The organism is Amycolatopsis sp. WAC 01375, assembly GCF_003947325.1.
Lineage (GTDB): Bacteria > Actinomycetota > Actinomycetes > Mycobacteriales > Pseudonocardiaceae > Amycolatopsis.
Genome location: NZ_QHHW01000011.1, coordinates 122,963 through 148,746, shown reverse-complemented (window position 1 = coordinate 148,746; position 25,784 = coordinate 122,963). Strand labels below are relative to the sequence as shown.

Sequence of the window (25,784 nt, the reverse complement as noted above, 5' to 3'; positions counted from 1 at the left end):
GGGAATCGAGAGCCGGGCATGCCCCCAATGCGGCATTGGGGACACTGAGCGTCCCCAATGCCGCATTGGGGGCATCGGACCGGGGACGTGGGTCAGCTGGGCGGTGTGAAGGGGTTCTCCGGGGCGGGGTCCGCGGGCGGCTGCGGCGGGGCGATCGGCTGCGGCTGGGCGACCGGCGCGGGAGCGACGGGCTGCGGATAGTGCTGTCCAGGCGCGAAAGGCTGCGCCACAGGCAACACCGGCTGCCCAACAGGCGCCACCGGCGCGAAGGTCTGTACCGCCGCGAAAGGCTGTGCCACCGGCGGCCCGTACTGAACCGCCGGTTGCAGCTTCGCCTGATCCCGCTGCCGCCGCTCCGCCAGCACCGCCGACAGGTACGCCCACGACGGCACTCCCGGCGGCACCGGCGCCCCGATCACCGAAGCGACCTGCTGCGCGAGCCCGTACCCGAGGGCTTCGACCGCTTCGGGGCGAAGCTCGCTCGTGCGGCTCAAGTACTGCCGGACGGCCAGCGCGAGGTCGTTCGGCAGCCGGGTCAGGTCCAGCTGCGAAGCCCAGTGCGCCAGCTGCGGCGGCATCCCGACGTACGGCGTGCGGGAGGCGGGCATGCGTTCCCGGATCACCAGGGTGCCGGCGAGGTAGTCGCCGACGCGGCGGCCGTTGGGCGACAGCAGCGACGTGACCACGGCCACGACGCCGAGCATGCCCAGCGCCCAGAAGTCGACGAAGAAGCCGGCGAGCCCGCGGACCAGCGCGTGCCGGAACCGGACAGGGCCGCCGTCGGTGCGGACCACCCGCAGGCCGAGCGCCATCTTCCCGAGGGTGCGGCCGCGGGTCAGTGTCTCGGAGATCACCGGGTAGCCGACCATGATCAACACGAGGGTCACCAGGAACAGGGTCAGCGCCAGCGCCTCGTCACCGAACGCGGCGACCTGGCTCAGGACCAGCATCGCGACGACCAGCGCGATCAGCTGGAGGGCGACGTCGAGCATCATGGCGAGACCGCGGCTGGCCAGTTTCGCCGCGCGCACGTCCAGGACGACGGCCTCGCCGGTGACGAGTTCGGACTCTTGTTCCACCTGGCAAGCGTAGTGACGAATAGGCTGGGCGACCAAAGACGATCGCCGGGAGGGCTCCGAGTTGGACGTGGACGTGTTCGTCGCCGCGCATCAGGCCGAATGGAACCGGCTGCGTGACCTCGTCGGCCGCGCCGGGAAACTCAGCGGCCCGGACGCCGACGAGCTGGTGACGCTGTACCAGCGCGTCGCGACGCATCTTTCGATCATCCGCTCGGTCGCGCCCGACCCGGTGCTCGTCGCTCAGCTGTCCGGTCTGGTCGCGAAGGCCCGCTCCGCCGTCACCGGCTCGCACAGTCCCGCTTGGCGTGAGGTCGGGCTGTTCTTCACCCAGCGGTTCCCGGCGGCCCTGTACCTGAGCAGGCGTTGGTGGCTGGCGTCGGCGGCGGCGTCGATCGCGGTGATGGCGATCGCGGCGGTGTGGATCGCGGGCGACCCGCAGGTGCTCGCGTCGCTGGCCTCACCCGAGGAGTTCAAGGACTTGACGGCGCCCGGCGGGAAGTACGAGACGTATTACTCGTCCGACCCCGCGGGGTCCTTCGCCGCGCGCGTCTGGACGAACAACGCGTGGGTGGCCGCGACCTGCCTGTTCCTCGGCGTGGTGCTGGGACTCCCGGTGATCTACGCGCTCTGGGCGAACTCGCTGAACCTCGCGATCGGCGCGGCGCTGATGTCCTCGGCCGGACGGCTCGACGTGTTCTTCGGCCTGATCCTGCCGCACGGCCTGCTGGAGCTGACCGCGGTGTTCGTCGCGGCCGGGACGGGGCTGAAACTCGGCTGGACGGTCATCGACCCGGGGCGCCGGTCCCGGACGGCCGCGCTCGGCGAGCAGGGGCGATCGGTCGTGGTGATGGCGCTGGGGCTGACCGTGGTCCTGCTGATCTCCGGCGTGATCGAAGGCTTCGTGACCCCGTCGGGCCTGCCGACCTGGGCTCGCATCGGCATCGGAGTGGTCGCCGAGGTCGCGTTCTTACTGTACGTGTTCGTGGTCGGGCGCCGGGCCGCGAAAGCGGGCGAAGTGGGTGATGTCGACTGGCGATACGCTGGAGATTCTCGACCTGAAGCCGGCTGAACTGGTTAGCTCCTCCCATGGGGAGAAAACGGTTACGCGTTCTGGCGATCGTCGTTTTGTCCGTGCTCGCCTCGACGCTTCTCGTCGGCGCGTCCCAGGCCCGGACCGGATCCGCGCCATCGGGCAAACAGAACTGGGTGGTGAGCGTCGGCGGATTCCGCACCGACGCCGACCGCAACTACATCCGCCTCGGCTACCTCGTGTTCAACCCGGCCGACAACACCGTCGCGCACAACTTCTGGACCTGGAACCAGGCGGATTTCCCCGCCCCCGTCAACAGCGGCGACGTCTATTACTGCGGCGACTGGGCGCCGGGGTCCAATCCCCGCAACAACTGCCCGATCAAGACCGCGCCGGGCTTCACCGGTGAACCGAACGGCCACTTCACCGGCACCTATGCCGAGAACTCCGGGCAGGTGGCCATCACCTGGACGAAGAGCACTGTCAACGGCACCACGACCACTGTGAACCTCGCGGAGACGTGGGCGGTTTCGGAACCCCGGCCGGGCCTCGGCCGATTGCAACTGGTGAGCGACGACTACTCCATCACCAGCGGCATCGCCTATGGCAGCAACGCCTCCCTCGCGCAGACCAGCAAGGCCCCGATGAGTTCGGTCCGCGCGACCCAGCGGTCGTACCTGCTCGAAGGGCAAGGGGTGAACCGCCGCGCGATCACCAACTGGACCAGAGGCGGCAGTGGCGCCCTCGGTGTCGGTCCGGGTTGGAACAAGTGCGACGACGGCTCGTGCCTCGGCTTCGTGCAGTACGACTCCGGCTGCGCCCCGACCTCCTGCTGCCTCCCAGGCGACGGATACGAGGCGTGCGCACAGAAGATCATCGATACCGGCGACAGACGGTTCTACTACCTGAGCGATGCCTTCGGCGGACGGCGCAACAGTTACGAGTTCTGGTGCGAATGCCTGTCCTACAACGGTTGCTACCTCGGCAACAGTCACGTCCGCCCGCTGCTGCAGGTGATCGACGACGCGGGGGCGTTCCAGGGCTGGGTCGGCGCCGAGGTCAGCCCCGACCGGAGCGGTTCGCGGGATCCCGCCGGCGAGTACTACTCGAGTTTCGCTCTGGTGGCCTAGGCCGGAAGCGCGTGAAGGCCCCCTTCCCTCGGCTGAGCCGAGGGAAGGGGGCCTTCACGCGCCGCTCGGCAGGTGCAGCTGTCCGCTCAGCAGGTGCAGCTGCCCTCGAAGGTGATGCTGTTCCCGTCCTCCAGGCTCGCGCTGCCCGCGAACCGGATCTCGAATTCGCCCGGTTCGGTCAGGACGATCTTCGGGCTGGCGGCCGACCCGTCGGCGCCGGTCTTCGCGGTCGCCGTCTCGGCGCCGCCTTCGAAGACCAGCACGTTCTTCGCCCGCGCCGCGCGGACGAAGAAGTTCACCGGCACGTCGGCCGCGGGCTGCCCGCTCTCCCCGATCACGCGCACTACGAACGGCTGACCAGGTGTCTTCGTGGACAGTCGCTGCCCGTTCCCCGACAGGATCGCGAGGGTCCGCACCCCGGCCGCCCAGGTGTTGGACAGTCCTGGCAGTGAACAGACTTCCTGATACAGCCGCGATCCGGCGATCGGCGCCTCCGCGGTGAGGCAGCGCGCGGTCGCCACGTTCGCCAGGAGCACCAGCCCGGGCAGCCCGGCGTTGCGGCGCCACTGCTGGTGACGGTCTTTGCCGTCGCACGCCGCGAGTTTGACGCCAACGCCGTCGACGGGACTGATCGCCGCCAGGCACTGTCCACTCGCGACATGCTTGTACGAAAGCGCCGCCTTGTCGTACACCCATTGCGCGCTGGCGTCCTTCGCGTCGGCGAGGGCGAGCTTGCCGTCGGCCGCGGCCAAGGAGAGGTTCCCGCCTCCGTCGGCGAGGTGGACCGGTGTCCCGGCGGGTTGTGCGGAAGCGGGTGACACGAGCAGCGCCAGCGGGAGCACCGCGAGGAACAGCACGACCTTGCGCAAGCCTGACCCCAATCCTGTCGGTCCGGAACTCCTTCCGAGCTAACCGCCCGCGACACCCGCCGCCAACCGGCACCACTCCATCGGGTTCAGCCGAACCGCACGTGGGTCTGCCACAGCTTGAACAGCTCAAGGTCGCCGACGACGTCCCCTGCGTCCCGACGCTGGTAGAGCGCCAGCAACAACTCCGTCAGCGAGCCACGCACGGTCACCGCGGCATCGCGTCGCCCCCGCTCCCAGGTGACCGCCGAGCCGTCGAGGTCGAGGAACCAAGCGTGCTCCCCCGACTCGAAACCCACCGACCGGCCTGCCCCGAGGATCTCCCGCTTCTCCGGCCTGAACTCGAAGTGCAGCGGCAGCGCTTCGAGCTCCATCCACTCGTCGATCGCGTCGAGCACGACCTCGGGCGTGGCGCGGAACTCCAGCTCCGCGGCCAGGGTCGCGTCAGCGCGGTGGACCAGCGTCTCGTGGGTGAAGCGGCGCGCGTAGAACGACGCGGTCCGGTAGTGGAACGGCACCCAGACCTCGGCTTCCGGTCCCGCTTCCCGCAGCGCCGACGCCAGCCGGGAAGCACCATCCACCAGCCAGGATCCGGGCAGCTGCCCGGAATCGTCGCCGTCCACCCGGCGCACCTGGTCGTCGGGCACCGGCGACGTCGCCCGGCTCCGGACGATCTCGTCCGCCCATCGGTGCCCGGCGCCGAGATGCCGCACCAGCGCGCCCAGCGTCCAGCCCGGACAGGACGGCACGGGTGTGGTCAGGTCGGCGTCGGCCAGTTCCGTCGCGAGCAGTTCGGCCTGGGTGACGATCTCCGCGCAGTGCCGGTCGAAATCCATCGGTTCCTCCTGATGATCGGTTCACCAGGGGGTCGGAGCCGGTTCGCGGCTCTCGACATCAGAGCCGTCCGGCCGCCTTCAGCGCGAGATACCGGTCGGCCAGCCGCGGCGGCAGGTCCTCCGGGACGGCGTCGACGACCTCGACACCGTGCCGCGCCAGCCGCGCGGTGACCTGGCGGCGTTCGGCCAGCACCCGCTCGGCCGCGGCCGCGTCGTAGACGGCTTCCGCGTCGCCGCGGCCCGCCGCCATCTCGGCGACCCGCGGATCCGCCACCGAAGCGATCATCAGCTGGTGTCGCGAGGTCAGTTTGGACAGCACCGGGAACAGGCCTTCTTCCAGCGGCGCCGCGTCGAGCCCGGTCAGCAGGACGACCAGCGCGCGCCGCCGGGTCCGCCGCAGGACCTCCGCGATCATCCCGCGCGCGTCGGTCTCGACGAGTGACGATTCGAGCGGCGCCATCGCGTTCACCAAAGCGGGCAACAAGTCGCTCGAACCCCGGACCGCGGCGTGGACCTGCCGGTCGTAGGCGAGCAGGTCGACGCGGTCACCCGCCCGCGCGGCGAGCACGGCCAGCAGCAGGGCCGCGTCCATCGCCGCGTCCAGCCGCGGCGCGTCCCCGACCCGGCCCGCCGAAACGCGGCCGGTGTCGAGCACCAGCACCACGTGCCGGTCGCGTTCGGGGCGCCAGGTCCGCACCATGACGTCGGACGCGCGCGCCGAAGCCCGCCAGTCGATCGACCGGACGTCGTCGCCGATCACGTACTCGCGCAGGGAGTCGAATTCCGTGCCCTGGCCCCGGATCAGCACCGCGTTGCGACCGTCGAGCTGTTGCAGCCGCGCCAGCCTCGACGGCAGATGCTTGCGGCTGTGGAACGGCGGCAGCACCCGCACGGTCCACGGCACGTCGTGCGAACCCTGCCGTGCGGCGAGCCCCAGCGGGCCTGTCGATCGGACGGTGACCCTGGCCGCCGTCCGGTCGCCGCGCCTGGTGGGCAGGAGCCGGGTGGTCACGACGCGGCGTTCGCCCGCCGGAAGGGTCAAACGGTGCCTGTCTTCCGCGCCGGCGCTGGGCGGCCAGGCATCCCGCAGCCAAGCGCGCACGGGACGGCCACCGGGATTGGCCACGGTCAGCGTGACCTCGCACGCCTCCCCCAGCCGCACGGACGTCGCGCCGGACCGCGCGAATTCCAGCCGCCGCACGCTCCCGGCGAGCAGGAGATCCAGCGCCACCAACGCGAACAGCACCGCCGCGGCCAGCCCGATCCCGGCCCACGAGGGCAGCAGGAAACCGACCACCGGTGCCGCGAGAAGCGCCAGCAGCCCGAGCCGCCCGGTGACGGCCATCAGCGCGGAACGGGCACGGACGCGAGGACGCGGTCCAGCACACCGTCGGCGGTCGCGCCTTCGAGTTCGGCCTCGGGCCGCAGATCGAGCCGGTGCCGCAAAGACGGCCGTGCCAAGGCTTTGACGTCGTCCGGGGTGGCGTAGTCGCGGCCGGCGAGCCACGCCCACGCCCTGGTCGCGGCCAGCAGCGCGGTCGCGCCACGCGGCGAAACGCCGAGCCGCACGGACGGCAGCGACCGCGTCGCCCGGCAGACGTCCACGATGTAGGCGAGCACCTCGGGGCGCACGGTGACCCCGGCGACCGCGCGCCGCGCGGCGTCGAGCTGGGCGACCCCGGCGACCGGGGTGATCCCCGCCGCGCCGAGGTTTCGCGGGTCGAAACCCTGCGCGTGCCGGGAAAGGATGCCGAATTCGTCCTCACGGGACGGCATCGGCATGGTCAGCTTCAAGAGGAAACGGTCGAGCTGCGCCTCGGGCAACGGGTACGTGCCTTCGTATTCGACCGGGTTCTGCGTCGCGATGACGATGAACGGATCGGGCAGCGGCCGCGTCTTGCCGTCGCTGGAAACCTGACGTTCCTCCATCGCCTCCAGCAGCGAAGACTGCGTTTTCGGCGGAGTGCGGTTGATTTCGTCGGCCAGCAACAGATTTGTGAACACCGGACCCTCGCGGAACGAGAACTCGCCGCTGTGCGCGTCGTAGACGATCGAGCCGGTGATGTCGCCCGGCATGAGGTCCGGCGTGAACTGCACCCGGGTGGTCTCCAGCTCCAGTGCCGCGGCCAAAGCCCGCACCAGCAACGTCTTGGCCACGCCGGGAACGCCTTCGAGCAGCACATGTCCCCGGCACAGCAACGCGATGATGAGCCCGGTGACGGCCGCGTCGTTGCCGACCACGGCCTTCCCGACCTCGGCCCGCAGGGCGATCAGCGCCGCCCGCGCTTCGGCCGCACCATCCACGGTGCCCTGCTCGGACTGTTCGGTACTCAAGACCGCTCCACCTCTCGTTCCACGACATCGAGTCCGTCCGCCAGCCGCACCAGGGCGGCGTCATCCGCGGGCGGGTCCCCGTACAACAGCGCGCCGACCTCGGCCGGTGCCCTGCCGGTCCGCACGGCGACGGATTCCACCAGCGCCGCGGGTTCGGCGTCACGGGTGAGCCCCAGCAACGGCCGCAGCCGCGCGCGGGCCGCCTCACGCAGGGTCTCCCCGGCGTGCGCGGCGGCCTTCGCCTTGCGATACAACCTCGCCCGTCCCTCGGTGGCCTCGGCCGCGCGCACCACGACGGGGATCGGTTCGGTCACCACCTGGCCCAGCCGCCGCGAGCGCCACAACGCCAGCAGCACCACCGCGACCCCGGCCTGCAACGCCGCGTACGACCAGCCCGCCGGGATCAGTTCGGACAGCGGCTTCTTCTCCGCTTCGAGCGACGGATCCGCCGGCGTCGGCAGGTACCAGACCAGCCGTTCGTGCTTCCCGAGCAACCGCATCGCGAGCGCCGCGTTGCCTTCGTTCGCGAGCCGTTCGTTGGTCAGCGGCTCGGGGGTGCCGAGTACCGTGACCGTCCCTTCCGGACCGGGCACTTCGAGATACGAGCCGCCGTAGCATTCCTGCGCTCGCGGCTGCGTGGCCGTGTACTTCAAGCCGCCCATCGTCGCGCTGCCCGCCGCGACGGGATCCACTGCCTGGCAGTCCGGGGAACGGGCTTCGGTTTCGAGCTGGCCGGTCGACCGCACACCCGGGAGGATCTCCTCGACCGTGGCAGGACTCGGCCGCACCAGCACGACATGCTTGGCGCTCCGCCGGATTTCGGCGAAGGTGTTCTTGGGCAGGTACGCGGGCTGGGTGATCAAGACGGTCGCGTCCCTCGCGACGCCCTTGGCCGCGGCGGCGGTGCGCACGACCGGGATCTTGACGCCTTCCCGTTCCAGCAAGGTCGCCAGCGCACGGCTGCCACCGGGCTCGTAGGACCCCGGTTCGAGCGCGCCGGTGGTCTGCTCGCCCTGGACGAGGACGAGCAGCGTCCCGGTCAGCACGAGCATGAGGACGACCGCGAGCGGCGACCGCACTCCGCGCCAGATCCGGCGGGCGTCGGGCGAAACCGAGGTCATCCGGCCGCCAAGGCGACCGGCCTGGCACGACGGCAGCGTTCGTCCAGTTCGGACAGTGACCGGTAGCCGGCCTCGGTGGCCGGGAGGCCGCCGTAGTGGACGTCGTCGAACAGCCGGGCGCCGGCGCGCAGGGCCACGGCGACGTCGGGGAGCAGCCGTCCGGCTTCGATGGCGGCCTCGTCGGCGGTCCGGCCGGACTTCTCGTCCAGCAACGCCCGTTCCTCCAAAGACCGCACCACGGCACGGAAGAGCTCACGGACGGCGTCGTCGAAGTCGCCCCGTGACGCGGCCTCCTCGGCCGCCTTGCGATGTTCGCCGGAAGCCTTGCGCTGCCCGGCGAACACGGCGCGGCCGCTCTTGGCCGACGCCGCCAGCGGGCCCGACTTCAGCCGGATCACCACGACCACCACGATCAGCACGACGACCAGCAGCACCACGGCGAAGATCCCGCCGGGCACGGCGCTGTCGACGGTTTCGAGGAGACCGAACAGCTTTTCGAGCACCCAGCTGAACGCCTCGGACAGCCAGCTCGGCTTCGCGGCTTGATAAGCCTGACCCGCGAGCTCCTCGGCGGCACGCAGCCGGGCGGTGTCCCGGTCGATGTCGACCGGGACCTCGGAGAGGAAACGCGTCACCATGCCTGCGGCGGGGGCGGCGTCGCGATCCCGGCCGCGCGGGCCAGTTCGATGTCCATGCCCTCGCGGCGCATCCGCTGATCGATGTAGAGGATCACGGTCACCAGCGCGGAGAACGGTCCGACGATCGTCTGCGCGATCACCGTGCCCACCGACTGCAGGATCAGGTCACCGGTCGAGGGGATGTACACCTGCTCGGGGTCGGTGAACAGGGTCATGAACGCGCCGAAGCTGAACGGCATCGTGATGATCATCGCCAGGAAGCCCGAGATCACCGCGGCCAGCAGCAGGATCCCGAAGATCCGCCAGAACATCCCCGAGACCAGCTTCGCCGATCGGCGGAACGCCTCCCGCACGGTGCCGCGTTCCAGCAGCAGCGCCGGGCTGGCCAGCGCCCAGAAGGTGTAGGGGATGATCGCGGGCACGAAACAGAAGATCGCCGCGACCAAGATCGCCAGCGTGTAGAGCACGGTCAGCCCGAGCAGCGGCAGCAGCCGTCCCGCCGCCTCCTTCACCGCCTCCTTGAAGACGATCGGTTTGCCCAGTGCGGCCTTGCCCATCAAGACGGTCAGGAACCCGGTGAGCAGCGTGGTCCCGATCATCGTGGCGACCAGGCTGACGAAGCTCGCCGCCAGCGATCCGCCGAGCATGTCCAGCGTCTGGTTCAGCAGTTCCTGATCGGTGGCCGCCGGACCGAGATCGCGGAGCCGCTCGAGGTCCTCGGTCGTGTCGACCAGCAGGAACCCGATCAGGTCGATGGCCGCGGTCAGCACGGCGGTCACGGCGGCGGCGCCGAAGACCATCCGCCAGTACCGGCGCATGGTCGTGACCGCGCCGTCGAGGATGTCGGTGAGGTTCAGCGGGCGCAGCGGGATGACCCCTGGCCTGCCGAGACCGACCTTCCAGTTCGGATACTGCTGCTGTTGCTGCGGCGGCTGGTAGGACGGCAGCGGCGGCGGCGTGGCCCCGGACGGGGACTGCCACTGCTGCTCAGGCGCCGGTGACGGCGGAACTTCACCCCGCGGCGGTGTCGGCATGTCCGCCTGCGGCTGTGCCGATTCGCCCGCCTGCGACTGTGCTGGTTCGCCTGCCTTCGGCTGTGCCGGTTTGCCCGGAGTCTCGGTACCTTCCGGCCCGGACGGTCCGCCGGTCTCCGTCATGCGACAGCCCCTCTACCCGTTCACGTTGCTTACGCCCACTCTTCCAGAGGGTCCGACACCCGGCCAGAGCTGGGGTGACGACACTGATGGGTGACCACTCGCCTCATGCTGGATACCCTCTGCAGCCGAGCTGTGGGAAGGGACACCGTTAGCTCGTTATGCTGAACATCGGGCCGGGTACCCCCGGTTCGCCCCTAGAACCACCGGGACCGACTTGATGACGCAACCGCCCCACGGCCAGTGGCCGCCACGCGGCGCCGTCCAGCCACCGCCGGTGCACGGCCAGCACCCTGCCCAGTGGCACGGCGCGCCGCACCAGTTCCCGCCGCCGCCACCGCGTCGGCGGTCCGTGGGCGCGATCGTCGGCATCTGCCTCGGCGCGGTCGCCGTACTGGTCCTCGGCCTCGTCGCGATCATCTCACTCAATCGTGACGGCACCGATCACGTAGCGAACGCGGGCTATTCGACCCTGCCGAACCCGACTTCCCCGGCCGCGTTGCCGCCGAGCGGGTCTTCTTCGCCGTCGTCCTCGACGAACCCGTTCCCCTCGTCGCCGTCCAGGGCGCCGTCGTCGTCGAGCGGGCCGCAGAAGATCCTCAAACTCGGCGACCACCCGATCCTCCAGGACCCCAACGCGGGCCTGCAGAACCGGGTCTGCACCCTGCCGCAGTGGCAGAGCAGCCAGCAGGCCGCCGAGGCGTTCTTCACCGCGGCGGGCAAATGCCTCGACAACGCGTGGGGACCGTTCCTCGACGCCTACGACCTGCCGTTCACCCCGCCCGCGCTGCACTTCCCGACCGGGGCCAGCTTCGAAACCGAATGCGGCACGATCCAGGTGGGCATCGCGACGGCGGCGTACTACTGCGAGAACAATCTCTACGTGCCGTTCCGTGGTCTTCAAACCGACCAGTACGGCAACAACCCCGGCGTCTACCTCGCCCTTTTCGCGCACGAGTACGGGCACCACGTGCAGGAGGTCGCCGGGCTGATGGACGCGGCCTGGCAGAAGATCTACGACGCGGGCCAGAACAGCCCCGCCGGGCTGGAGATGTCACGGCGCAAGGAACTCCAGGCGCAGTGCTTCTCCGGGATGTTCCTCGGCGCACACGTCGACCAGGGCGGCACGGTCAGCCGGGACATGTACAACAAGGCGTGGAACGACCAGGAGACCCGGGGCGACAACACCTCGCGCAGCCAGGACCACGGGACGAACGCGCATTACGCGTCCTGGTGGCGGGCGGGTGCGAGCAACAACCGGATCGCCGACTGCAACACCTTCTCGGCCCCGGGGAGCGCCGTTTCCTGACTTCAGCGCGGTGGGCGTCTCTCCCCCGGCTGAGCCCACGGTGCCGGCAAAGTCGCATATCCGCTGTTCGGTGGCGCTCTTGATGATTCGAACTGGATATCGTCGGCTGTCCGAAGGGGCAGATCTCGTGTGGCGGTTCGGCTTGCTCAAGGGGCGGGGTCACGTTTAGGAGGGTTCTGGTCAAGGGTGTTTAGGCACCCTGCTGGGGGTGAGCCGGGTAGTGGCCGGTCCGTGAAGGACCCCTTGCCTCGGCTCAGCCGAGGAAACTCGACCTTCACGCCTTCCCCAGTACATGAAGGAAGCCGCGGGCCACGCGCAGGCATCCAAGAGACGGTTCTAACCCTCCCAAACACTCACGACCCCTCCGCAAAACACCCGAATCGGGCACTGTCACCGCCGGAACTGTCCCCCCGTGGACAGCCGAGGAGGCGCCACGCCACTGTGACGAGCCCGCCTCCGCCGCTCCGGCACCCGCTTGAGCAGTGGTTATACGACTTTTGCCGGGGCCCTGGGCTGAGCCGGGGGAAGGGCCTTCACGCGAGTTCCGTCTTCAATCACGCGAGTTCCGTCTTCAATCACGCGAGTTCCGTCTTCAATCACGCGAGTTCCGTCTTCAATCACGCGAGTTCCGTCTTCAATCACGCGTGTTCGCGGGATCAGGCCGCCACGAGCCTCCGCGGCCCGCGCAACACCAGGTAGACGTACACCCCGCCGGCGAAGCAGCTGAACACCAGCAGCGCCATCCCGAGCGGCCGCCGCGCGTCGCTGGCTCCCGCTGTCGCGTCGGCCGCGTGCACCGAGACGCCGTCGCCCGAGGCCCCGTCCGGGACGACGACCTCGATGCGCTCGCCCTTGCCGTGGCCGCAGCCGTTGAACGAGCCCTCCATCGGCTTGCCGCCGAATTCGAACTTGACCTTCTCGGTCGCGCCGCCGCCCGTGCAGGGCGCGGGCTCGACGACCTCCGCCCGCACGGTCGTCCCCTTGGGCTCGTTCGTGATGCCGAACAGCCCCGGCCCGGCGAACCAGGCCAGAAAGATCACCAGCAGGCCGGCACCGGCCGCCACGGCCAGGGAGTTCCACCCCGGCGTGAGCCCTCTGGCGGGGTCCGATCGCTTGCGCACGAACGCCATGCTCCCAGAACCCGGCGGCAAAACACAGGAGCCCTCTTGTCCGGGCAGCGCGATACCAGCGGCAGAACAGAAGAACCCTCTTGTCCGGTCAGCGCGATACCAAAGGTCCCCCGCTACCGCTCGATCGTCTCCGCGGAGGTCACCTTCCGGACGTACAGCAGCTTGTCGCCCGGCTCGATGGCGTCGGCCTGCGGGGCGTCCACGCGGTACAGGACGCCGTCGCGGACGACGCCCAGCACGATGTCCGACAGATGCCGCGGCGAACCGCCCTCTTCGGACGGCTCCACCGGGCGTTCGGCGATCGCGAGACCTGACTCGGGGGTGAGGAGGTCCTCGACCATGTCGACCACCAGCGGCGTCGACGTCGCCATGCCGAGCAGGCGTCCGGCGGTCTCGCTCGACACCACGACCTGGTTCGCGCCCGACTGCTTGAGCAGGTGGACGTTCTCCGTTTCACGCACCGAAGCCACGATGTGCGCCTTCGGTGCCAGCTCGCGCGCGGTCAGCGTGACCAGCACCGCGGTGTCGTCCCGGTTCGGGGCGACGACCACGGCCTTGGCCCGCTGCACCCCGGCGACGCGCAGCACGTCGGCGCGGGTGGCCGAACCGTGCACGACCACCAGGCCGAGCGCGGTGGCCGCTTCGAGGGCTTGCTGGTCGGTGTCGACGACGACGATGTGGTCGGGCTCGACGTTCTCGTCCCCGAGCAGCGCGTTGACCGCCGACCGGCCCTTCGTGCCGAATCCGACGACGACCGTGTGGTCACGCACCTTCGTCCTCCACTTTTGGATCTTGAAAGCCTGGCGGGAGCGCTCGGTGAGCACTTCGAGAGTGGTACCGACCAGGACGATGAGGAAGAGCACCCGCAGCGGGGTGATCACCAGGACGTTCACCAGCCGCGCGGACGACGTCGCGGGCGCGATGTCACCGTACCCCGTGGTCGACAGCGACACCGTCGCGTAATAGAGGCTGTCGAGGAAGGTGAGCCCGTCGCCGTTGGCGTCGCGGTAGCCGTCCCGGTCGAGGTAGACGATCAGGACGGTCGCGAGCAGGGCGAGCATCGCGCCGATGATCCGCTTGGAGATGGCCCGCAGCGGGCTGACCGTCAGTTCCGGCATGCGGATCACGCCGACGAGCTCGTGGTCCGGGCGGTCGCTCAGCCGGACCGGGAAGCGCTTGAGAACCTTCATGCACAGGCTCCGGCCTGGTCCGCGTCACTCACGGTCGGGAGGATAGCCGAAGATCCTCACGTTGAGCGCGGTATGCGAAGCTCAGGGCATGTCTTCGGATTCCAAGCCGTCTCAGCGGCCCGCGTATTTCCTCGCCGGCCTGCTCGGCGCGGCCGGTGTGCTGCACTTCGCCCAGCCGAAGCCCTTCGACGCCATCATCCCGAAGCAGCTCCCGGGCTCCCCGCGGGCATGGACCTACGGCTCCGGCGTGGCCGAGCTGGGTGTCGCCGCCGCGATCGCCGCGCCGAAGACAAGGCGGCTCGGCGGGCTCGCGGCCGCGCTGCTGTTCGTCGTGGTCCTGCCGGGGAACGTGAAAATGGCCGTCGACGCCGACCGCCGAAAGGCACCGAAGCACTGGCGGGCGGCGTTCTGGGCCCGCGTCCCGCTCCAGATCCCGTTGGTGACCTGGGCGCTGAAGGTGCGCGACCGCGCCTGACCCCACCCCCGCAATTCGTCACCTACTTGCGGTAGTTGCGCGTGCAAGGACCGCAAGTAGATGACGAATTGCGGCCGGCAGGTGAGGTCACCTCTCGGTCGTGACCGGGCCGGTGATGCGGGCACCGTGTGGATTTCGGGGCGTTGGATGACCAGAAATCCACACAGTCACGGTCGCACCGCGGACCGCCCGACGCCTGAACCCCGCAATTCGTCACCTACTTGCGGTAGTTGCACGCGCAAGGACCGCAAGTAGGTGACGAATTGCTAGATCGTCGGGACGCTCCGTAGGAGCTGTCGCAGGCCTTCGGCGTCCAGCAGGTCCGCCGGGCGGACGGTCTTGTCGTGTTTCACGTAGTGGAACGCCGCTCCCACCTTCTCGACCGGCACCTTCTTGAGCGCCGCCCACGCCAGCCGGTACGCCGCCAGCTGCACGGCCAGCGGCGCGAGCCGGTCTTTCTCCGGTACCGCGCCGGTCTTCCAGTCGACGACGGTCCACCCGCCGTCGGCGTCGGCGAACACGGCGTCCATCCGACCGCGCACCGTCACGCCCACGACGTCCGCCGAAAACGGGACCTCGACGGCGTGCGGCACCCGGTGCGACCACTCGCTCTTCTCGAACGCCGTCTGCAACGCCTCCAGTTCGGAGTCGGGCGCTTCGTCGACGTCCGCCGCGCCCGGCAGGTCGTCGATCTCCAGCAGCTGCTCGCCGCCGAACCGCTGCTCCAGCCAGCCGTGGAACGCCGTCCCCCGGCGCGCGTAAGTGTTGGGGCGCACGGGAAGCGGTCGCCGCAGCCGTTTCGCCAACGCGGCGGGGTCGGCCGACAGCTCGACCAGCTGACTCACCGAGAGATGCGCCGGCAGCACGACCTGCTGAACGCGGTTCTGCGCCCGCGCGCGCTCCTCCAGCAGCACCTTGGTGTCGGAGATCCAACCGTCCGGATCGCCCTCTTCCTCAGTGTCTTCACTGTCTTCCGCGTCTTCCATAGCGCCGACAACCAGATCGACGCCGTTAGTGACGCCTTCGCGCCGCGGCCACAGCGGATCGACCGGCCACCGCGACCGGCGGGAGTCGGCGACCAGCGGGTTCTCCCCGTCGGCTTCCGGCTCGTCGGCCCAGTGCTCGATCCGGCCGACCGAGTTCCCGCGCATCACCTCGCCGATTTCGAGCAGGAACTCCGAAGGCCCCTTCGGCCGCGCGCTGCTCTCGTTCCACCAATGGCCGGAGATCAGCATCGTGTGTTCGGAGCGGGTCAGCGCGACGTAGCAGAGCCGCCGTTCCTCGTCCGCTTCCCGCGCGATGAAGCCCTCTTCGTGCAGTTCCAGCGCTTCCTGCACTTCCTTGCGGTCCGAGCCTTCGGGAATCCTCAGCTCCGGCAGATCCTCCGAGTCACCGCGCAGCGCGGCGGGCAACGAGGTCGACGTCCGCAGCCACGACGACGAACGCCGCCGTCCAGGGAAGACCTCCTTGACCAGATGCGGGATCGCGACGATGCGCCATTCCAGCCCCTTGGCCGAATGCACGGTCAGCACCTGGACCCGATCCGGGACGACCTCCACCTCGCCGGGGGTGAGCCCGTCCTCCGCGTGCGCGGCCGTGTTCAGGTAGTCCACAAAGGACAAAAGAGTGGCCGTCGGCGACGTCTCGGCGAAATCCGTGACGACGTCCGCGAAAGCGTCCAGATGCGCGCGTCCGGCCGGCCCCGGGCGGGCCAGTGATTCGACGTCGAGCAGCATGGTGCGTTCCACGTCGGCGACCAGTTCGGGCAGCGACTGGTCGAGCCGCCGTCGCAACGCCGAAAGCTCGGCGCCGATCTTCCGGATCCGCCGGTAGCCCTCGGACGAATACCGGTCCGGCGTCCCGGGATCGTCGATCGCGTCGGCGAGCCCGGCCTGTTCGACCCGTTCGGTCACCAGCACCGGTTCGTCCACATCGGACTTCCCCGAAGGTGGCACCGGCGAGGACAGTTCGCCCGCGCGGCGCCACAATGCCGCGAGGTCGGCCGCCGCGATCCGCCAGCGCGCCCCGGTCAGCAACCGGGCGGCGGCACTGCCCGCGAGCGGATCGGCGAGCACCCGCAACGTGCTGACCAGGTCCGCGACCTCGGGTTCGTCGAGGAGGCCGCCGAGGCCGACGACCTCGACCGGAAGTCCGCGCGCCCGCATCTCCGCCGCGATCGGCGCCATGTCGGCGCGGCGGCGCACCAGAACCGCCGCGGTCGGCGGCTTTCCGGTCTCCTCCACGGTTTCGAACCAGCGCTTCGCCACCGCGTCGGCCACCCACTCGCGTTCGGCACGGACGTCCGGCAGCAGCGCGGCGGCGATGTCGGCCGTCCCCGCGCCCTCCAGCGCACGCAGCCGCGCGACACCGAGCCCGCGCTCCCGCAGCGGTTCCGAGATCGCGTTCGCGAGTTCGAGCACCTCGGGCGGGTTGCGGAAACTGGTCAACAGCCCGAAATCCAGCGCCGGGACGAGTCGTTCGCCGTTGTCGCGCGGGAAGTCCGTGGTGAACCGGGGCAGGTTCGCCGCGCTCGCCCCGCGCCAGCCGTAGATGGCCTGCGCCGGGTCGCCCACCGCGGTCACCGGCATCGGCGGATGCTCGACGCCGCCGAACAACGACCGCAGCAGGATCCGCTGGGCGTGCCCGGTGTCCTGGTACTCGTCGAGCAGAACGGCGCCGTAGCGCTCCCGCTCCCCCGCGACCACCGCCGGATAACTGCTGGCGAGCTGCGCGGCCAAGGACATCTGGTCGGCGAAGTCGAGCGCGCCCTCGGCTCTCTTCCGCGTGTGATACGCCTCGACCAGCGGCAGCAGCGCGAGCCGAAACCGTTGCGCTGTCATGACTTCGGCCAGTTTCTGCGGCAGCGCCGCACGCTGGCCCTTTGCCCGCGGCGCGTTCTCGATGACCTCGCACAGCCAGGACGTGTACCGCGCCAGCCGTTCGGGCTCGACCAGATGCTCACCGAGTTCCCCGGCCAGCGCCAGCAACTGCGCGGTCACCGTGGCGGGCACGCGATCCGTGTCGAGGTCGTTGTCCCAAGTGGACACCACGCGATGCGAGAACTGCCACGAAGACGTCTCCGAAAGCAGCCGGACCCCCGGCTGGACGGGCAGCCGCAGGCCGTGTTCGGACAGCAACCGCCCGGCGTACGCGTGATAGGTGAGCACCGTCGGCTCGCCGGCCGTCACCGTCATGCGCAGGTCGCCGGTCGGGTCGATCCTGTCGAGCAGCCCCGATCCGACGAGGCGGCGCAGCCGGGTGCGGACGCGTTCGCCGAGCTGGCGGGCGGCCTTGCGGGTGAAGGTCAGGCCGAGGACGCGTTCCGGCGGCACGATGCTGTTGGCCACCAGCCACACCACGCGCGCGGCCATCGTCTCGGTCTTGCCCGCGCCCGCCCCGGCGACCACCAGCGACGGCTCGATGGGCGCGGCGATGACCTCGGCCTGCTCGCCGGTCGGGCTGTGCAGGCCGAGCGCGCGGGCGATCTCGCCCGGTTCGACCTGACGGCGCTGGAGTGCGGAGATCACGGCCCGGTCACCTGCCTGCCCTCGGGCCGCAGCGGACAGCAACCCCTTGCCGGGCAACGATCACAGTCCGGGTTTTCGGTGACCCCGTACTCCGGGCCCGCGGCGGAACCGGCCGCCGAACGCACCAGTTCGAGCCACTGCTTGCCGCCGTCTTCGTCCAACGGCGCCTGCTCGCGCTGGGTGGATCCGGTCTTGTTGTTGGACTTCGCGACATAGACCAGCCGCGCGCCACCGGGTTTCGAACCGCCTTCGACCGCGCCGAGCAGCACGGCGAGCTGGTACGCGGCGAGCTGGGGATGCTGTTCGGCGTCGGCGGCGGAGATCGGGACCTTGCCGGTTTTGATGTCGATGACGACCGGACGGCCGTCCTTGTCCATCTCGACGCGGTCGACGCGGCCGCGCAGGAGCACGCGAACGTCGTCATCTCCGACCGGGAGCTCGACCTCGATGTCCTGCTCGACCCCGGCTTCGATCAGCTCCTTACGGCTGGATTCCAGCCAGGAGATGAAGTTCCGCAACATCTGCTCGACCCGCGACCGCTCGCGGCGCGAGAACCACGGCGCTCCCGCGTCGACCCGCACCCACGCCTCGTCGAGTGCCGCGCGGATCTGCTCGTCGCTGCTGCCGCCCGCGACCGCCTGCGCGAGGCCGTGCACCAGGGTTCCCGTGACGGCCGCGAGTTGCGCCGGATCGCTGCCGCCGTGGCGTTCGATCAGCCACCGCAGCGGGCATTTGACCAGAACCTCCACAGTGGACGGTGAGATGCGGATGAGGTCGCCCGGCCCGTGCACGGGTTCGCCGGTGGAGGGTTCCAGCAGGCCGTACCAGGTGCCCGGATGCGCGCCAGGCACCCCGGCGGCGGCCAGTTTGGCGAGCTGGCGCGCCGCCCGCTGCCGCCTTTCCGGCTCGCTCGATTCGTCGCAGACCACCTCGCGCAGTTCACCGACGAGTTCCGCGAGCACCAGCGAACGTCCGGCAGGCTTCATCCGCGAATCGAGGCCGCCGTCGTCCGCGCCGTTCTCTTCGAGGTCGTCGATGAACCGCGAGGGCTGCTCGTCCTCCCCCGCGACCGCGCTGACCAGCAACGTCTTCCGCGCGCGGCTCGCGGCGAGGTAGAACAGCCGCCGCTCTTCGGCGAGGATCGGCGCGGTGGCGGACACCTTCTCGTCGTCGACGCCGGACATGAGGTCGACCAGCCGCTCCACGCCGAGCACGGAACCACGCAACCGCAGATCCGGCCAGCTGCCCTCCTGCACACCGGCGATGGACACCACCGTCCACTCGCGACCGGCGGCCGCGTGCGCCGTCAGCAGCGAGACGCCTTCGCTCTTCATGGCCGCGGGCGCCAGCGTGCCACCCGCGATGTTCTGCGAGGACAGGTAATCCGCGAACGAAGCGACACTCGCCTTCGGCAATCTGTCGACATAGCGACCGGCCGCGTCGAAGAGGGCGACGATCGCGTCGAGGTCCCGATCCGCCTGCGAGCCGAGCGAACCACCACGATCGACCAAACGCAGTAAGCGCTGTTCCAGACCGCTGGCCTGCCAGAGATCCCACAGCACCTGCTCGACACCGTCGCCGCGCACCACGGCCTGGTGCGCGGCATGCAGCAGACCGCCGACCCGGCGCATCGGCAGCGACTCGGCATCGGCGAGACCGATGAGGACATCGTTGGTACGCAAGGCTTCCACCAGCAGCTCGTCGCTGGACCGCTGCCCGCCGCCGGCGAGTTCCAGCCTGCGCAGACCGCGACGCAGCCTCCGCAGGGCGAGCGGATCCGCTCCGCCCAGCGGCGAGGACAACAGCATCTCGGCGAGATCTACGTCGAGCAGGTCCGGATCCGCGGCGAGCCGCAGCATCGCCAGCAGAGGACGGACCGCGGGCTGCTTCGCGAGCGGCAGTTCCTCGGTGGCCGAACCGATCGGCACCCCTGCCGCCCGCAAAGCGCGTTGCAGGACAAGGAAAGTACGGGCGGGCGACCGGACGAGCACCGCCATCTCCGACCACGGCACGCCGTCGACGAGATGCGCGCGGCGGAGCTGATCGGCGATCCAGCTCGCCTCGGCGGCCGGGGTCGGCATCAGGCGGACGCGGACGGCGCCACCCTCGGCGTCCGGCGCGTCGACGAGTTTGCGCTGCGGCGACGAGCCGGGCAGCACGGAGCCGAGTTTCGTGACGGCCGTGCGGATCACCGGGGCGAGCCGGTGCGCCGTGGTCAGCAGGACCGTGCGTTCGCCGTCCTCGTCCGCGTCGGCGAACAGCCGGGGATCCGCGCCGCGAAAGGAGAACACGGACTGATCGGGATCACCCGCGACGACGAATTCTTCGGCCGCGTGCCCGATGAGCCGGATGAGCTGGGTCTGCAACGGGTCGAGATGCTGGGCGTCGTCGACGAACAGGTGCCGGACGCGGCGCTGCTCGCGTTCGCGCAGTTCGGGGTCGTCCTCCAGCGCGAGCAACGCGGAAGTGACGAGTTCCGCCGCGTCCAGCGCGGGCGCGCTCGCGACGCCGAGCGCGTTGCCGCCCGCGCCTTGCAGCAGCGTGACCTCTTCGTACTGGCTCCAGAAGCGCCCGGCCGCGATCCACTCGTCGCGGCCGCGCCGCCTGCCGAGTTCGACCAGATCCTCCGGGCCGAGCCCGCGTTCGGCGGCGCGGAGCAGAAGGTCTCGCAGTTCCTCCGCGAAACCGGGCACGTTCAGCGCGGGCCGCAGCTGTTCTGGCCAGTCGAGCGCGCCCGCCTCGATGTCGCCGGCGAGCAGATCGCGGACGACGACGTCCTGCTCCGCTCCGGCCAGCAGGCGAGGCGGCGGAAGTTCGTCGGCCTGCGCCTCCATCCGCAACAACGCGTACGCGTACGAGTGCACCGTGCGCACGAGCGGCTCACGGATCGTGCGCGGCAGCGGATCCTCTTTCGGATCGGTCGTGAGCCGGTGGGTGATGTCGGCGCGCAGGACCTCGGCCGCCTTGCGAGAAGTGGTCAGGATGAGCACGCTCTCGGGATCCGCGCCCTCCGCGATGCGCCGCGAAGCCGCCGACGCCAGCAAGGCCGTCTTGCCCGTACCCGGGCCGCCGAGGACCCGGCGGAAGCCGTCCGGGGCGGCCAGCAGGCGCCGGGCGCCGGAATCCCACTGGAACGAGGGCGTGCCGGTGACCGGCGTGCGGACCAGCCGCGCGTCGGTTCCTGCCGCTGTTCGCCGCCCGTTCACGCCCACGATGGAACCACGCCCCGCCGACACAACCTCGCAGCGGCACGGCAAAGTGGTCCCATGGATGACGAACTGCACGAGCGGGTGCGCGAGGTCATCGCGAGCGTGCCTGCCGGCTCGGTCGCGACTTATGGGGATATAGCGTCGGTTTCGGGAGCCCCGTCACCACGGCTGGTCGGGCGGATCCTCGGCGAGGACGGCCAGGACCTGCCTTGGCACCGGATTCTGCGCGCCGACGGGACGCCTGCTCCGCATCTGGTCCACGAGCAGCTGGAGAAGCTGCGCGCGGAGGGCGTCCTTGCCGACGGACAGCGCGTCGACCTGCGAAAATACCGGTGGCAGCGTGATACCGGCGACGACGCTGGCCCCGGCGCTCTCTTTTAGGTTAGCCTCGCCTAATGAGTTTCATCGAGGCGAAGGTGACCGGCGTGCGGCGGCTGACCCCGCATATGAGCAGGGTGACCTTCTCGGGGGCGTCGCTGGTGGACCACGCTCCCGACCAGTACCTGAAGGTGTTCTTCCCGCAGCCCGGCCAGGCGGAACCCGTACTGCCCGCTCCGCTGAGCGGCGACGAAGTGCTGTCCTGGTACCGGACCTACCTCGCGATGCCCGACGACGTCCGGCCGCCGATGCGTACTTACACCGTGCGCGCGCTGCGGCCGTCGGTGCAGGAGGTCGACATCGACTTCGTGCTGCACGGCGACGAAGGCCCCGCCTCGGCTTGGGCGTCGCGCGCTTCAGAGGGTGACCGGGTGGCCTTCCTCGGGCCGCACGGGCTCTACGACGTGCCTTCGGACACGACCTGGCAGCTACTGGTCGGCGACGAGACCGCGATCCCGGCGATCGGCGCGATCGTCGAAGCACTGCCCGCCGGAACGCGAGCGGTGGTCTACGTCGAGATCGGCGATCGCGAGGATCGGCAGGTCTTCGAAACGCGGGGGACGGTGGAGCTGCACTGGGTGGTGCGGGGCTCCGGTCCTGTCGGCGACGCGGTGCTCGAAGCCGTGCGGAAGGCCGAACTACCGGGCGGGACGCCTTACGCGTGGATCTCGGGCGAGGCGAACATGGTGAAGCTGGCGCGACGGCACCTCGTGCGGGAGCGCGGAGTGGACAAGCGCGCGATCTGCTTCACGGGGTACTGGCGGCAGGGCGTGAGCGAAGAGGCCGCCGGGCGGGAAGCGATGCGGCAGGCGGAAGCCGGGGAGACTCCGGCTCCCGACGAGGACTGAGCGCTTTCGGCCGCGTGCTGCGGGACGGGTGCGGGGGTGCGGCCGCCGACGGCATGTCCTGAAGGTGCCCTTTGAGACGTTCAACGTCTCAAAGGGCACCTTCAGGACATCAGCACCCTGCCCCCGACCTGCGAAAAGAGAGCAAGGGACCTTTGCTATCACTTACGTAGGCATGCTAAGCAAGCGATAGCAAAGGTCCCTTGCTACCGCTTTGGCCCCTCCGACTCGGTCACCTCGGTGCCACGCTGGACACGTGCCGTGAAGGCCCCCTTGCCTACCCTGAAGGTAGTGAAAGAGGCCTTCACGGACCGGCCGGTCACCTCAGGCGCCGCAGCCGTCACAGAAACCCCGCTCTGCACTTACAACTCAGTGCGGCACCCAAAGTGTCACCCTGGTCCCTCGCCCCGGATGCGAATCGATCGTCCCCCGCCCGCCGACCTCCGCCAGCCGAGCCATGATCGACTGGCTGATCCCGAACCCCGGCGGCCGGTCCAGCATGCTGAAACCGGTCCCCTGATCCCGCGCGATGACCGCGACGCCGCCTTCGGACTCCTCGACGCGAAGCACGACCTGGTTCGTTCCGGCGTGCTTCACGGTGTTTCGGAGCGCTTCGCGGACGGCGTCGCGGATGGCGGTCCGGCGCGCGTGCGAGAGTCGGTAGTCCTCTTCGGTCTCGGCGGCGACGAGTTGGGTGCGGAGGCCGTCGCGCGCCATTTCGGTGGCGACCTCGGCGAGGTCCGCGGCGAGGCCGCGCGCCGACGGCGCGTCGGGTCCGGCCAGTTCGCGACGCAGTTCGGCGGCCTGTGCACGGGCGGCGGCACGCATCTCGGCGAGCCGTTGCGCGGCGGCGGAGTCGTCGTCGGGCGCCTCCATGCCCATCGCTTCCAGCGTTTGGAGCACCGAGTCGTGCATGACCCGCTGGGTACGCAGGCGTTCGGCGCGCTGCCCTCGGCGCATCCCGATGCCCAGCGCGAACCGGGTCCCGACGCCGAGCAGGATCAGGATCCCGGCCGTGGTCACCATCGCCACGACGAGCGCGACCATGCAGCCGACCGATCGGCTCACCGCGAGCGGATGGTCGATCGGGAGTCCGCCGAGCCAGGTCAGGAACGCGCGGAACGGCAAAGCCGCGATCAACAGCGCGCAAGCGGCGGGCAGCCCGAACGACAGCGTCCACAACGCCACCGTCCCGACCATCCACGTCCACGCGACGTCGACGGCGAACGGCTGGATCTCGGTGGGCGCGGCCACGGCCACGATCGTCGTGAGCACCACGCCCACGGCGAGATCCGCGTACATCAGCCGCCCGGACGTCTTCGCCCGGATCCCGCGGCCCTTCACGACCCACCAGACCGCGAAGACGTTGAGCAGCACCGCCAGTAGCGTCGTGCTCAGCACCGGGACGATCCCCGCCGAACCGTTCGCGACCAGGAAACCGATGTACACCTTGGGAAACGCGGCCACGCGGTAGAAGATCGGGCCGAGGGCGGAGTAACGCATGGCGCGCATCAGCAGCGAGTCCGCGGAGTCTTCCCGATAGCGCCAGTCGGGAACGGAATCGGGGTCGGGTGCTTCGTCGGCGGGGCTCGCGCCCAAGACCGAGGAGCCCTTTCGCAACATCGCGCGCACGAACGTGACCGATTGAGACTCGGACATCCGCCGCCCTCCCCGCGTCCGATGTGTCGAGCCTGGCAAAGCGGGCTAGCCGCGTCAAGACGGCCGAATGCGCAGTTCCGCGACGAGAAGTTTGACGAGCGCGCCGAGTCGCTGACGTTCGGGCTGGACGGTCGGCACCCCGGCGGCTTCCAACGGCGCCGCGGTCACCGGTCCGACGCATGCGCACAACACCGGGCCTCGCAGTGCGGCGAGGAGTTCCTCGCGACGCGAACCCGCCAGCGTGAGCAGATTCGTGGCCGCCGGAGCGGAGGTGAAGGCCAAAGCGTGCACGCGTCCGGAAAGCACACTTTCGACGAGTTCGTGCACAGGTCCGACGTCGGCGGGCGAAAGCCAGCGGTACGGCTGCGCCTGGACGACGTCCGCGCCCGCGTCCCGCAGCGAACCGGTGAGTTCGGGAAGCAGGGTTCCGTGCAGCTGGACGGCGACCCGTGTCCCGCGAACCCCGGCGTCGCGCAAGCCTTCGAACAGTTCGGCGTTGCTCTCTTCGGGCGCGGAGAATTCCTCGCGCAGACCCTCACCGCGCACCGCGCCCGCCGCTTTCGGTCCGCGCACGAAGATCCGTGACGCCGCCAGCCGCTCCAGCAACGGTTCGCGCAGCCCCCAGCCTTCGGCCGCCGAAAGCCAGCCGCGGAACCCGGCGCCGGTGGTGACCGCGGTGAACCCGACCGGTCCGGCCAGCACGGCGTCCGTCGCCGCCCGCAGTTCGGTGTCGTCGGGCAGCGGGACGATCCGGATGGTGGGCGCGTGCAGCACGGTCGCACCATGCCGCATCAGCGCGCCGATGAAGTCTTCCGCCCGCCGTTCCGCGGTGATCCCGATCGTGATGCCGGCCAGGTCAGCCATAACGCGCGCCCATCTTCCTGATCTCCTCCGCCAGCCGCTCGCACAGCTCCGGCGGTTCGAGCACTTCGAGGTTCCCGCCGAACCGCAGCAGTTCGCCGACGGCCGATTCTCCCGGCTCCACGGGCAGTTCCATCGTGAGCCAGCCGTTTTCGTCCGGTTCGGCGTCCGCTTCCCGCAACGCCCGTGCGCCGACGGCTCCGAGATAGAACGGCACCAGTATGCGGGCGAACTCGTTCAGCCGGACCACCGCCACTCGCGAGTACATCCGCTTTTCGAACTGCTCCGACCACTCCTGCCAGTACCGCGCGAGGTCGAAGTCGGACGGCCGTTCGAAGGTCTCGCCGAGATCGTCGAGCTCTTCGATGCGGGAGACCCGGTACGTCCGGTCGGTCCCGTCGCAGCGCGCCGCGAGATACCAGTTCCCCGCCTTGAGGATCAGGCCAAGCGGGTCGAGGACACGATCGACCTTCCGCTGCCCCCAGCGTTCGTATCGGACCTTGATCCGCCGCGCGTGCCAGACCGCGTCGGCCAGTTCGGACAGTCGCGGCAGGCTCTCGATCCCGCGATGCCAGCCGGGAACGTCCAGGTAGAACCGGTCGGAGACCTTGCTCGCCCCGGCGCGCAGTTCCGCGGGCATGGCCGCGTGCAGTTTGAGCTGCGCGGCGGCGAGGACCGTGCCCAGCCCCAGTTCGGCGGCCGCGCCCGGCAGGCCCGCCAGCGAAAGCGATTGCGCCTCTTCCTCGGTCAGCCCGGTCAGCCGCGTGCGATAGCCGTCGATGAGCTGATATCCGCCCGTGCGCCCACGGTCGGCGTACACCGGCACGCCGGCGGCGGACAGCGCCTCGACGTCGCGGTAGACCGTCCGGACCGAGACCTCCAGCTCGGTCGCCAGCTCCTCGGCCGTCATCCGGCCGCGGTTCTGCAGCAGGAGGAGGACCGACAGGAGTCTGCTCGCGCGCATGACTCCAGTATCCCCGAAAACCTGACATGATCTGACAGGTATGGCTGAC

The 25,784-nt window shown here is 70.0% G+C and carries 21 protein-coding genes; 6 read left to right on the top strand and 15 right to left on the bottom strand.

Annotated features, from left to right (window positions below; all coding sequences use genetic code 11):
• Positions 1–92: 92 nt before the first annotated feature.
• On the bottom strand, positions 93–1,079 hold the full coding sequence (locus tag DL991_RS04040; protein ID WP_125781044.1) for an RDD family protein: 987 nt from the start codon (positions 1,077–1,079) through the stop codon (positions 93–95).
• A 61-nt stretch (positions 1,080–1,140) separates the two neighbouring features.
• Here DL991_RS04040 and DL991_RS04035 point away from each other — a divergent pair, with 61 nt between their 5' ends.
• Both DL991_RS04035 and DL991_RS04030 read left to right on the top strand, forming a co-directional pair.
• The gene (locus DL991_RS04035) at positions 1,141–2,148 is read left to right on the top strand and encodes a stage II sporulation protein M (protein ID WP_125781043.1); all 1,008 of its coding nucleotides are present in this window, start codon (positions 1,141–1,143) and stop codon (positions 2,146–2,148) included.
• A gap of 17 nt (positions 2,149–2,165) precedes the next feature.
• Positions 2,166–3,239, top strand: a complete 1,074-nt coding sequence (locus DL991_RS04030) for a hypothetical protein (protein WP_125781041.1) — start codon at positions 2,166–2,168, stop codon at positions 3,237–3,239.
• An 86-nt stretch (positions 3,240–3,325) separates the two neighbouring features.
• On the opposite strand, the gene DL991_RS04025 is transcribed toward DL991_RS04030, so the two are convergent.
• The 7 genes from DL991_RS04025 to DL991_RS03995 form a co-directional block, all read right to left on the bottom strand.
• Complete coding sequence (locus tag DL991_RS04025) at positions 3,326–4,108, bottom strand: hypothetical protein (RefSeq protein ID WP_125781039.1); 783 nt, start codon at positions 4,106–4,108, stop codon at positions 3,326–3,328.
• Between the two features lie 86 nt (positions 4,109–4,194).
• Positions 4,195–4,941, bottom strand: a complete 747-nt coding sequence (locus DL991_RS04020; RefSeq protein ID WP_125781037.1) for a maleylpyruvate isomerase family mycothiol-dependent enzyme — start codon at positions 4,939–4,941, stop codon at positions 4,195–4,197.
• Positions 4,942–4,999: 58 nt separating this feature from the next.
• On the bottom strand, positions 5,000–6,286 hold the full coding sequence (locus DL991_RS04015; RefSeq protein ID WP_125781035.1) for a DUF58 domain-containing protein: 1,287 nt from the start codon (positions 6,284–6,286) through the stop codon (positions 5,000–5,002).
• Positions 6,286–7,245, bottom strand: coding sequence for a MoxR family ATPase (locus DL991_RS04010; RefSeq protein WP_125781195.1), 960 nt, complete (start codon positions 7,243–7,245; stop codon positions 6,286–6,288). Before DL991_RS04010 ends, DL991_RS04015 begins: the two co-directional genes overlap by 1 nt.
• Positions 7,246–7,271: 26 nt before the next feature.
• Positions 7,272–8,396, bottom strand: a complete 1,125-nt coding sequence (locus DL991_RS04005) for a DUF4350 domain-containing protein (RefSeq protein WP_125781033.1) — start codon at positions 8,394–8,396, stop codon at positions 7,272–7,274.
• The gene (locus DL991_RS04000) at positions 8,393–9,034 is read right to left on the bottom strand and encodes a DUF4129 domain-containing protein (RefSeq protein WP_125781031.1); all 642 of its coding nucleotides are present in this window, start codon (positions 9,032–9,034) and stop codon (positions 8,393–8,395) included. The genes DL991_RS04005 and DL991_RS04000 overlap by 4 nt, the downstream gene beginning before the upstream one ends.
• Positions 9,028–10,191 carry a hypothetical protein gene (locus DL991_RS03995; RefSeq protein WP_125781029.1) on the bottom strand — a complete coding sequence of 388 codons (1,164 nt, stop codon included), beginning with the start codon at positions 10,189–10,191 and terminating at the stop codon, positions 9,028–9,030. The genes DL991_RS04000 and DL991_RS03995 overlap by 7 nt, the downstream gene beginning before the upstream one ends.
• Positions 10,192–10,408: 217 nt before the next feature.
• Between DL991_RS03995 and DL991_RS03990 the strand changes: the two genes are divergently transcribed.
• Positions 10,409–11,497: a neutral zinc metallopeptidase gene (locus DL991_RS03990; RefSeq protein WP_370305503.1), complete on the top strand. Its 1,089-nt coding sequence runs from the start codon at positions 10,409–10,411 to the stop codon at positions 11,495–11,497.
• A 656-nt stretch (positions 11,498–12,153) separates the two neighbouring features.
• Here DL991_RS03990 and DL991_RS03985 read toward each other — a convergent pair.
• Both DL991_RS03985 and DL991_RS03980 read right to left on the bottom strand, forming a co-directional pair.
• Positions 12,154–12,561, bottom strand: a complete 408-nt coding sequence (locus tag DL991_RS03985; protein WP_125781191.1) for a hypothetical protein — start codon at positions 12,559–12,561, stop codon at positions 12,154–12,156.
• A 179-nt stretch (positions 12,562–12,740) separates the two neighbouring features.
• Positions 12,741–13,817 (bottom strand): TrkA family potassium uptake protein, encoded by a 1,077-nt coding sequence (locus DL991_RS03980; RefSeq protein ID WP_125781027.1) that lies wholly within the window; start codon positions 13,815–13,817, stop codon positions 12,741–12,743.
• Between the two features lie 88 nt (positions 13,818–13,905).
• Between DL991_RS03980 and DL991_RS03975 the strand changes: the two genes are divergently transcribed.
• Positions 13,906–14,292 carry a MauE/DoxX family redox-associated membrane protein gene (locus DL991_RS03975; RefSeq protein ID WP_125781025.1) on the top strand — a complete coding sequence of 129 codons (387 nt, stop codon included), beginning with the start codon at positions 13,906–13,908 and terminating at the stop codon, positions 14,290–14,292.
• Positions 14,293–14,558: 266 nt separating this feature from the next.
• Here DL991_RS03975 and DL991_RS03970 read toward each other — a convergent pair whose 3' ends face one another.
• On the bottom strand, positions 14,559–17,819 hold the full coding sequence (locus DL991_RS03970) for an ATP-dependent DNA helicase (RefSeq protein ID WP_125781023.1): 3,261 nt from the start codon (positions 17,817–17,819) through the stop codon (positions 14,559–14,561).
• Positions 17,816–21,031, bottom strand: a complete 3,216-nt coding sequence (locus tag DL991_RS03965) for an ATP-dependent DNA helicase (RefSeq protein WP_199753806.1) — start codon at positions 21,029–21,031, stop codon at positions 17,816–17,818. Before DL991_RS03965 ends, DL991_RS03970 begins: the two co-directional genes overlap by 4 nt.
• 54 nt (positions 21,032–21,085) lie before the next feature.
• Here DL991_RS03965 and DL991_RS03960 point away from each other — a divergent pair, with 54 nt between their 5' ends.
• Positions 21,086–21,409, top strand: a complete 324-nt coding sequence (locus DL991_RS03960) for an MGMT family protein (protein ID WP_125781021.1) — start codon at positions 21,086–21,088, stop codon at positions 21,407–21,409.
• 14 nt (positions 21,410–21,423) lie between these two features.
• A complete protein-coding gene (locus tag DL991_RS03955; RefSeq protein WP_125781019.1) occupies positions 21,424–22,254 on the top strand; it encodes a siderophore-interacting protein in 831 nt (276 codons plus the stop codon).
• Between the two features lie 366 nt (positions 22,255–22,620).
• Here the strand turns inward: DL991_RS03955 and DL991_RS03950 are convergent, their stop codons facing one another.
• Genes DL991_RS03950 through DL991_RS03940 form a run of 3 tightly spaced genes read right to left on the bottom strand, consistent with a single transcriptional unit; the run spans position 22,621 to position 25,735 of the window.
• The gene (locus DL991_RS03950) at positions 22,621–23,910 is read right to left on the bottom strand and encodes a sensor histidine kinase (RefSeq protein WP_125781017.1); all 1,290 of its coding nucleotides are present in this window, start codon (positions 23,908–23,910) and stop codon (positions 22,621–22,623) included.
• A gap of 54 nt (positions 23,911–23,964) precedes the next feature.
• Positions 23,965–24,774: a uroporphyrinogen-III synthase gene (locus tag DL991_RS03945; protein ID WP_125781015.1), complete on the bottom strand. Its 810-nt coding sequence runs from the start codon at positions 24,772–24,774 to the stop codon at positions 23,965–23,967.
• Complete coding sequence (locus DL991_RS03940) at positions 24,767–25,735, bottom strand: YafY family protein (protein ID WP_125781013.1); 969 nt, start codon at positions 25,733–25,735, stop codon at positions 24,767–24,769. Before DL991_RS03940 ends, DL991_RS03945 begins: the two co-directional genes overlap by 8 nt.
• Positions 25,736–25,784 lie beyond the last annotated feature (49 nt).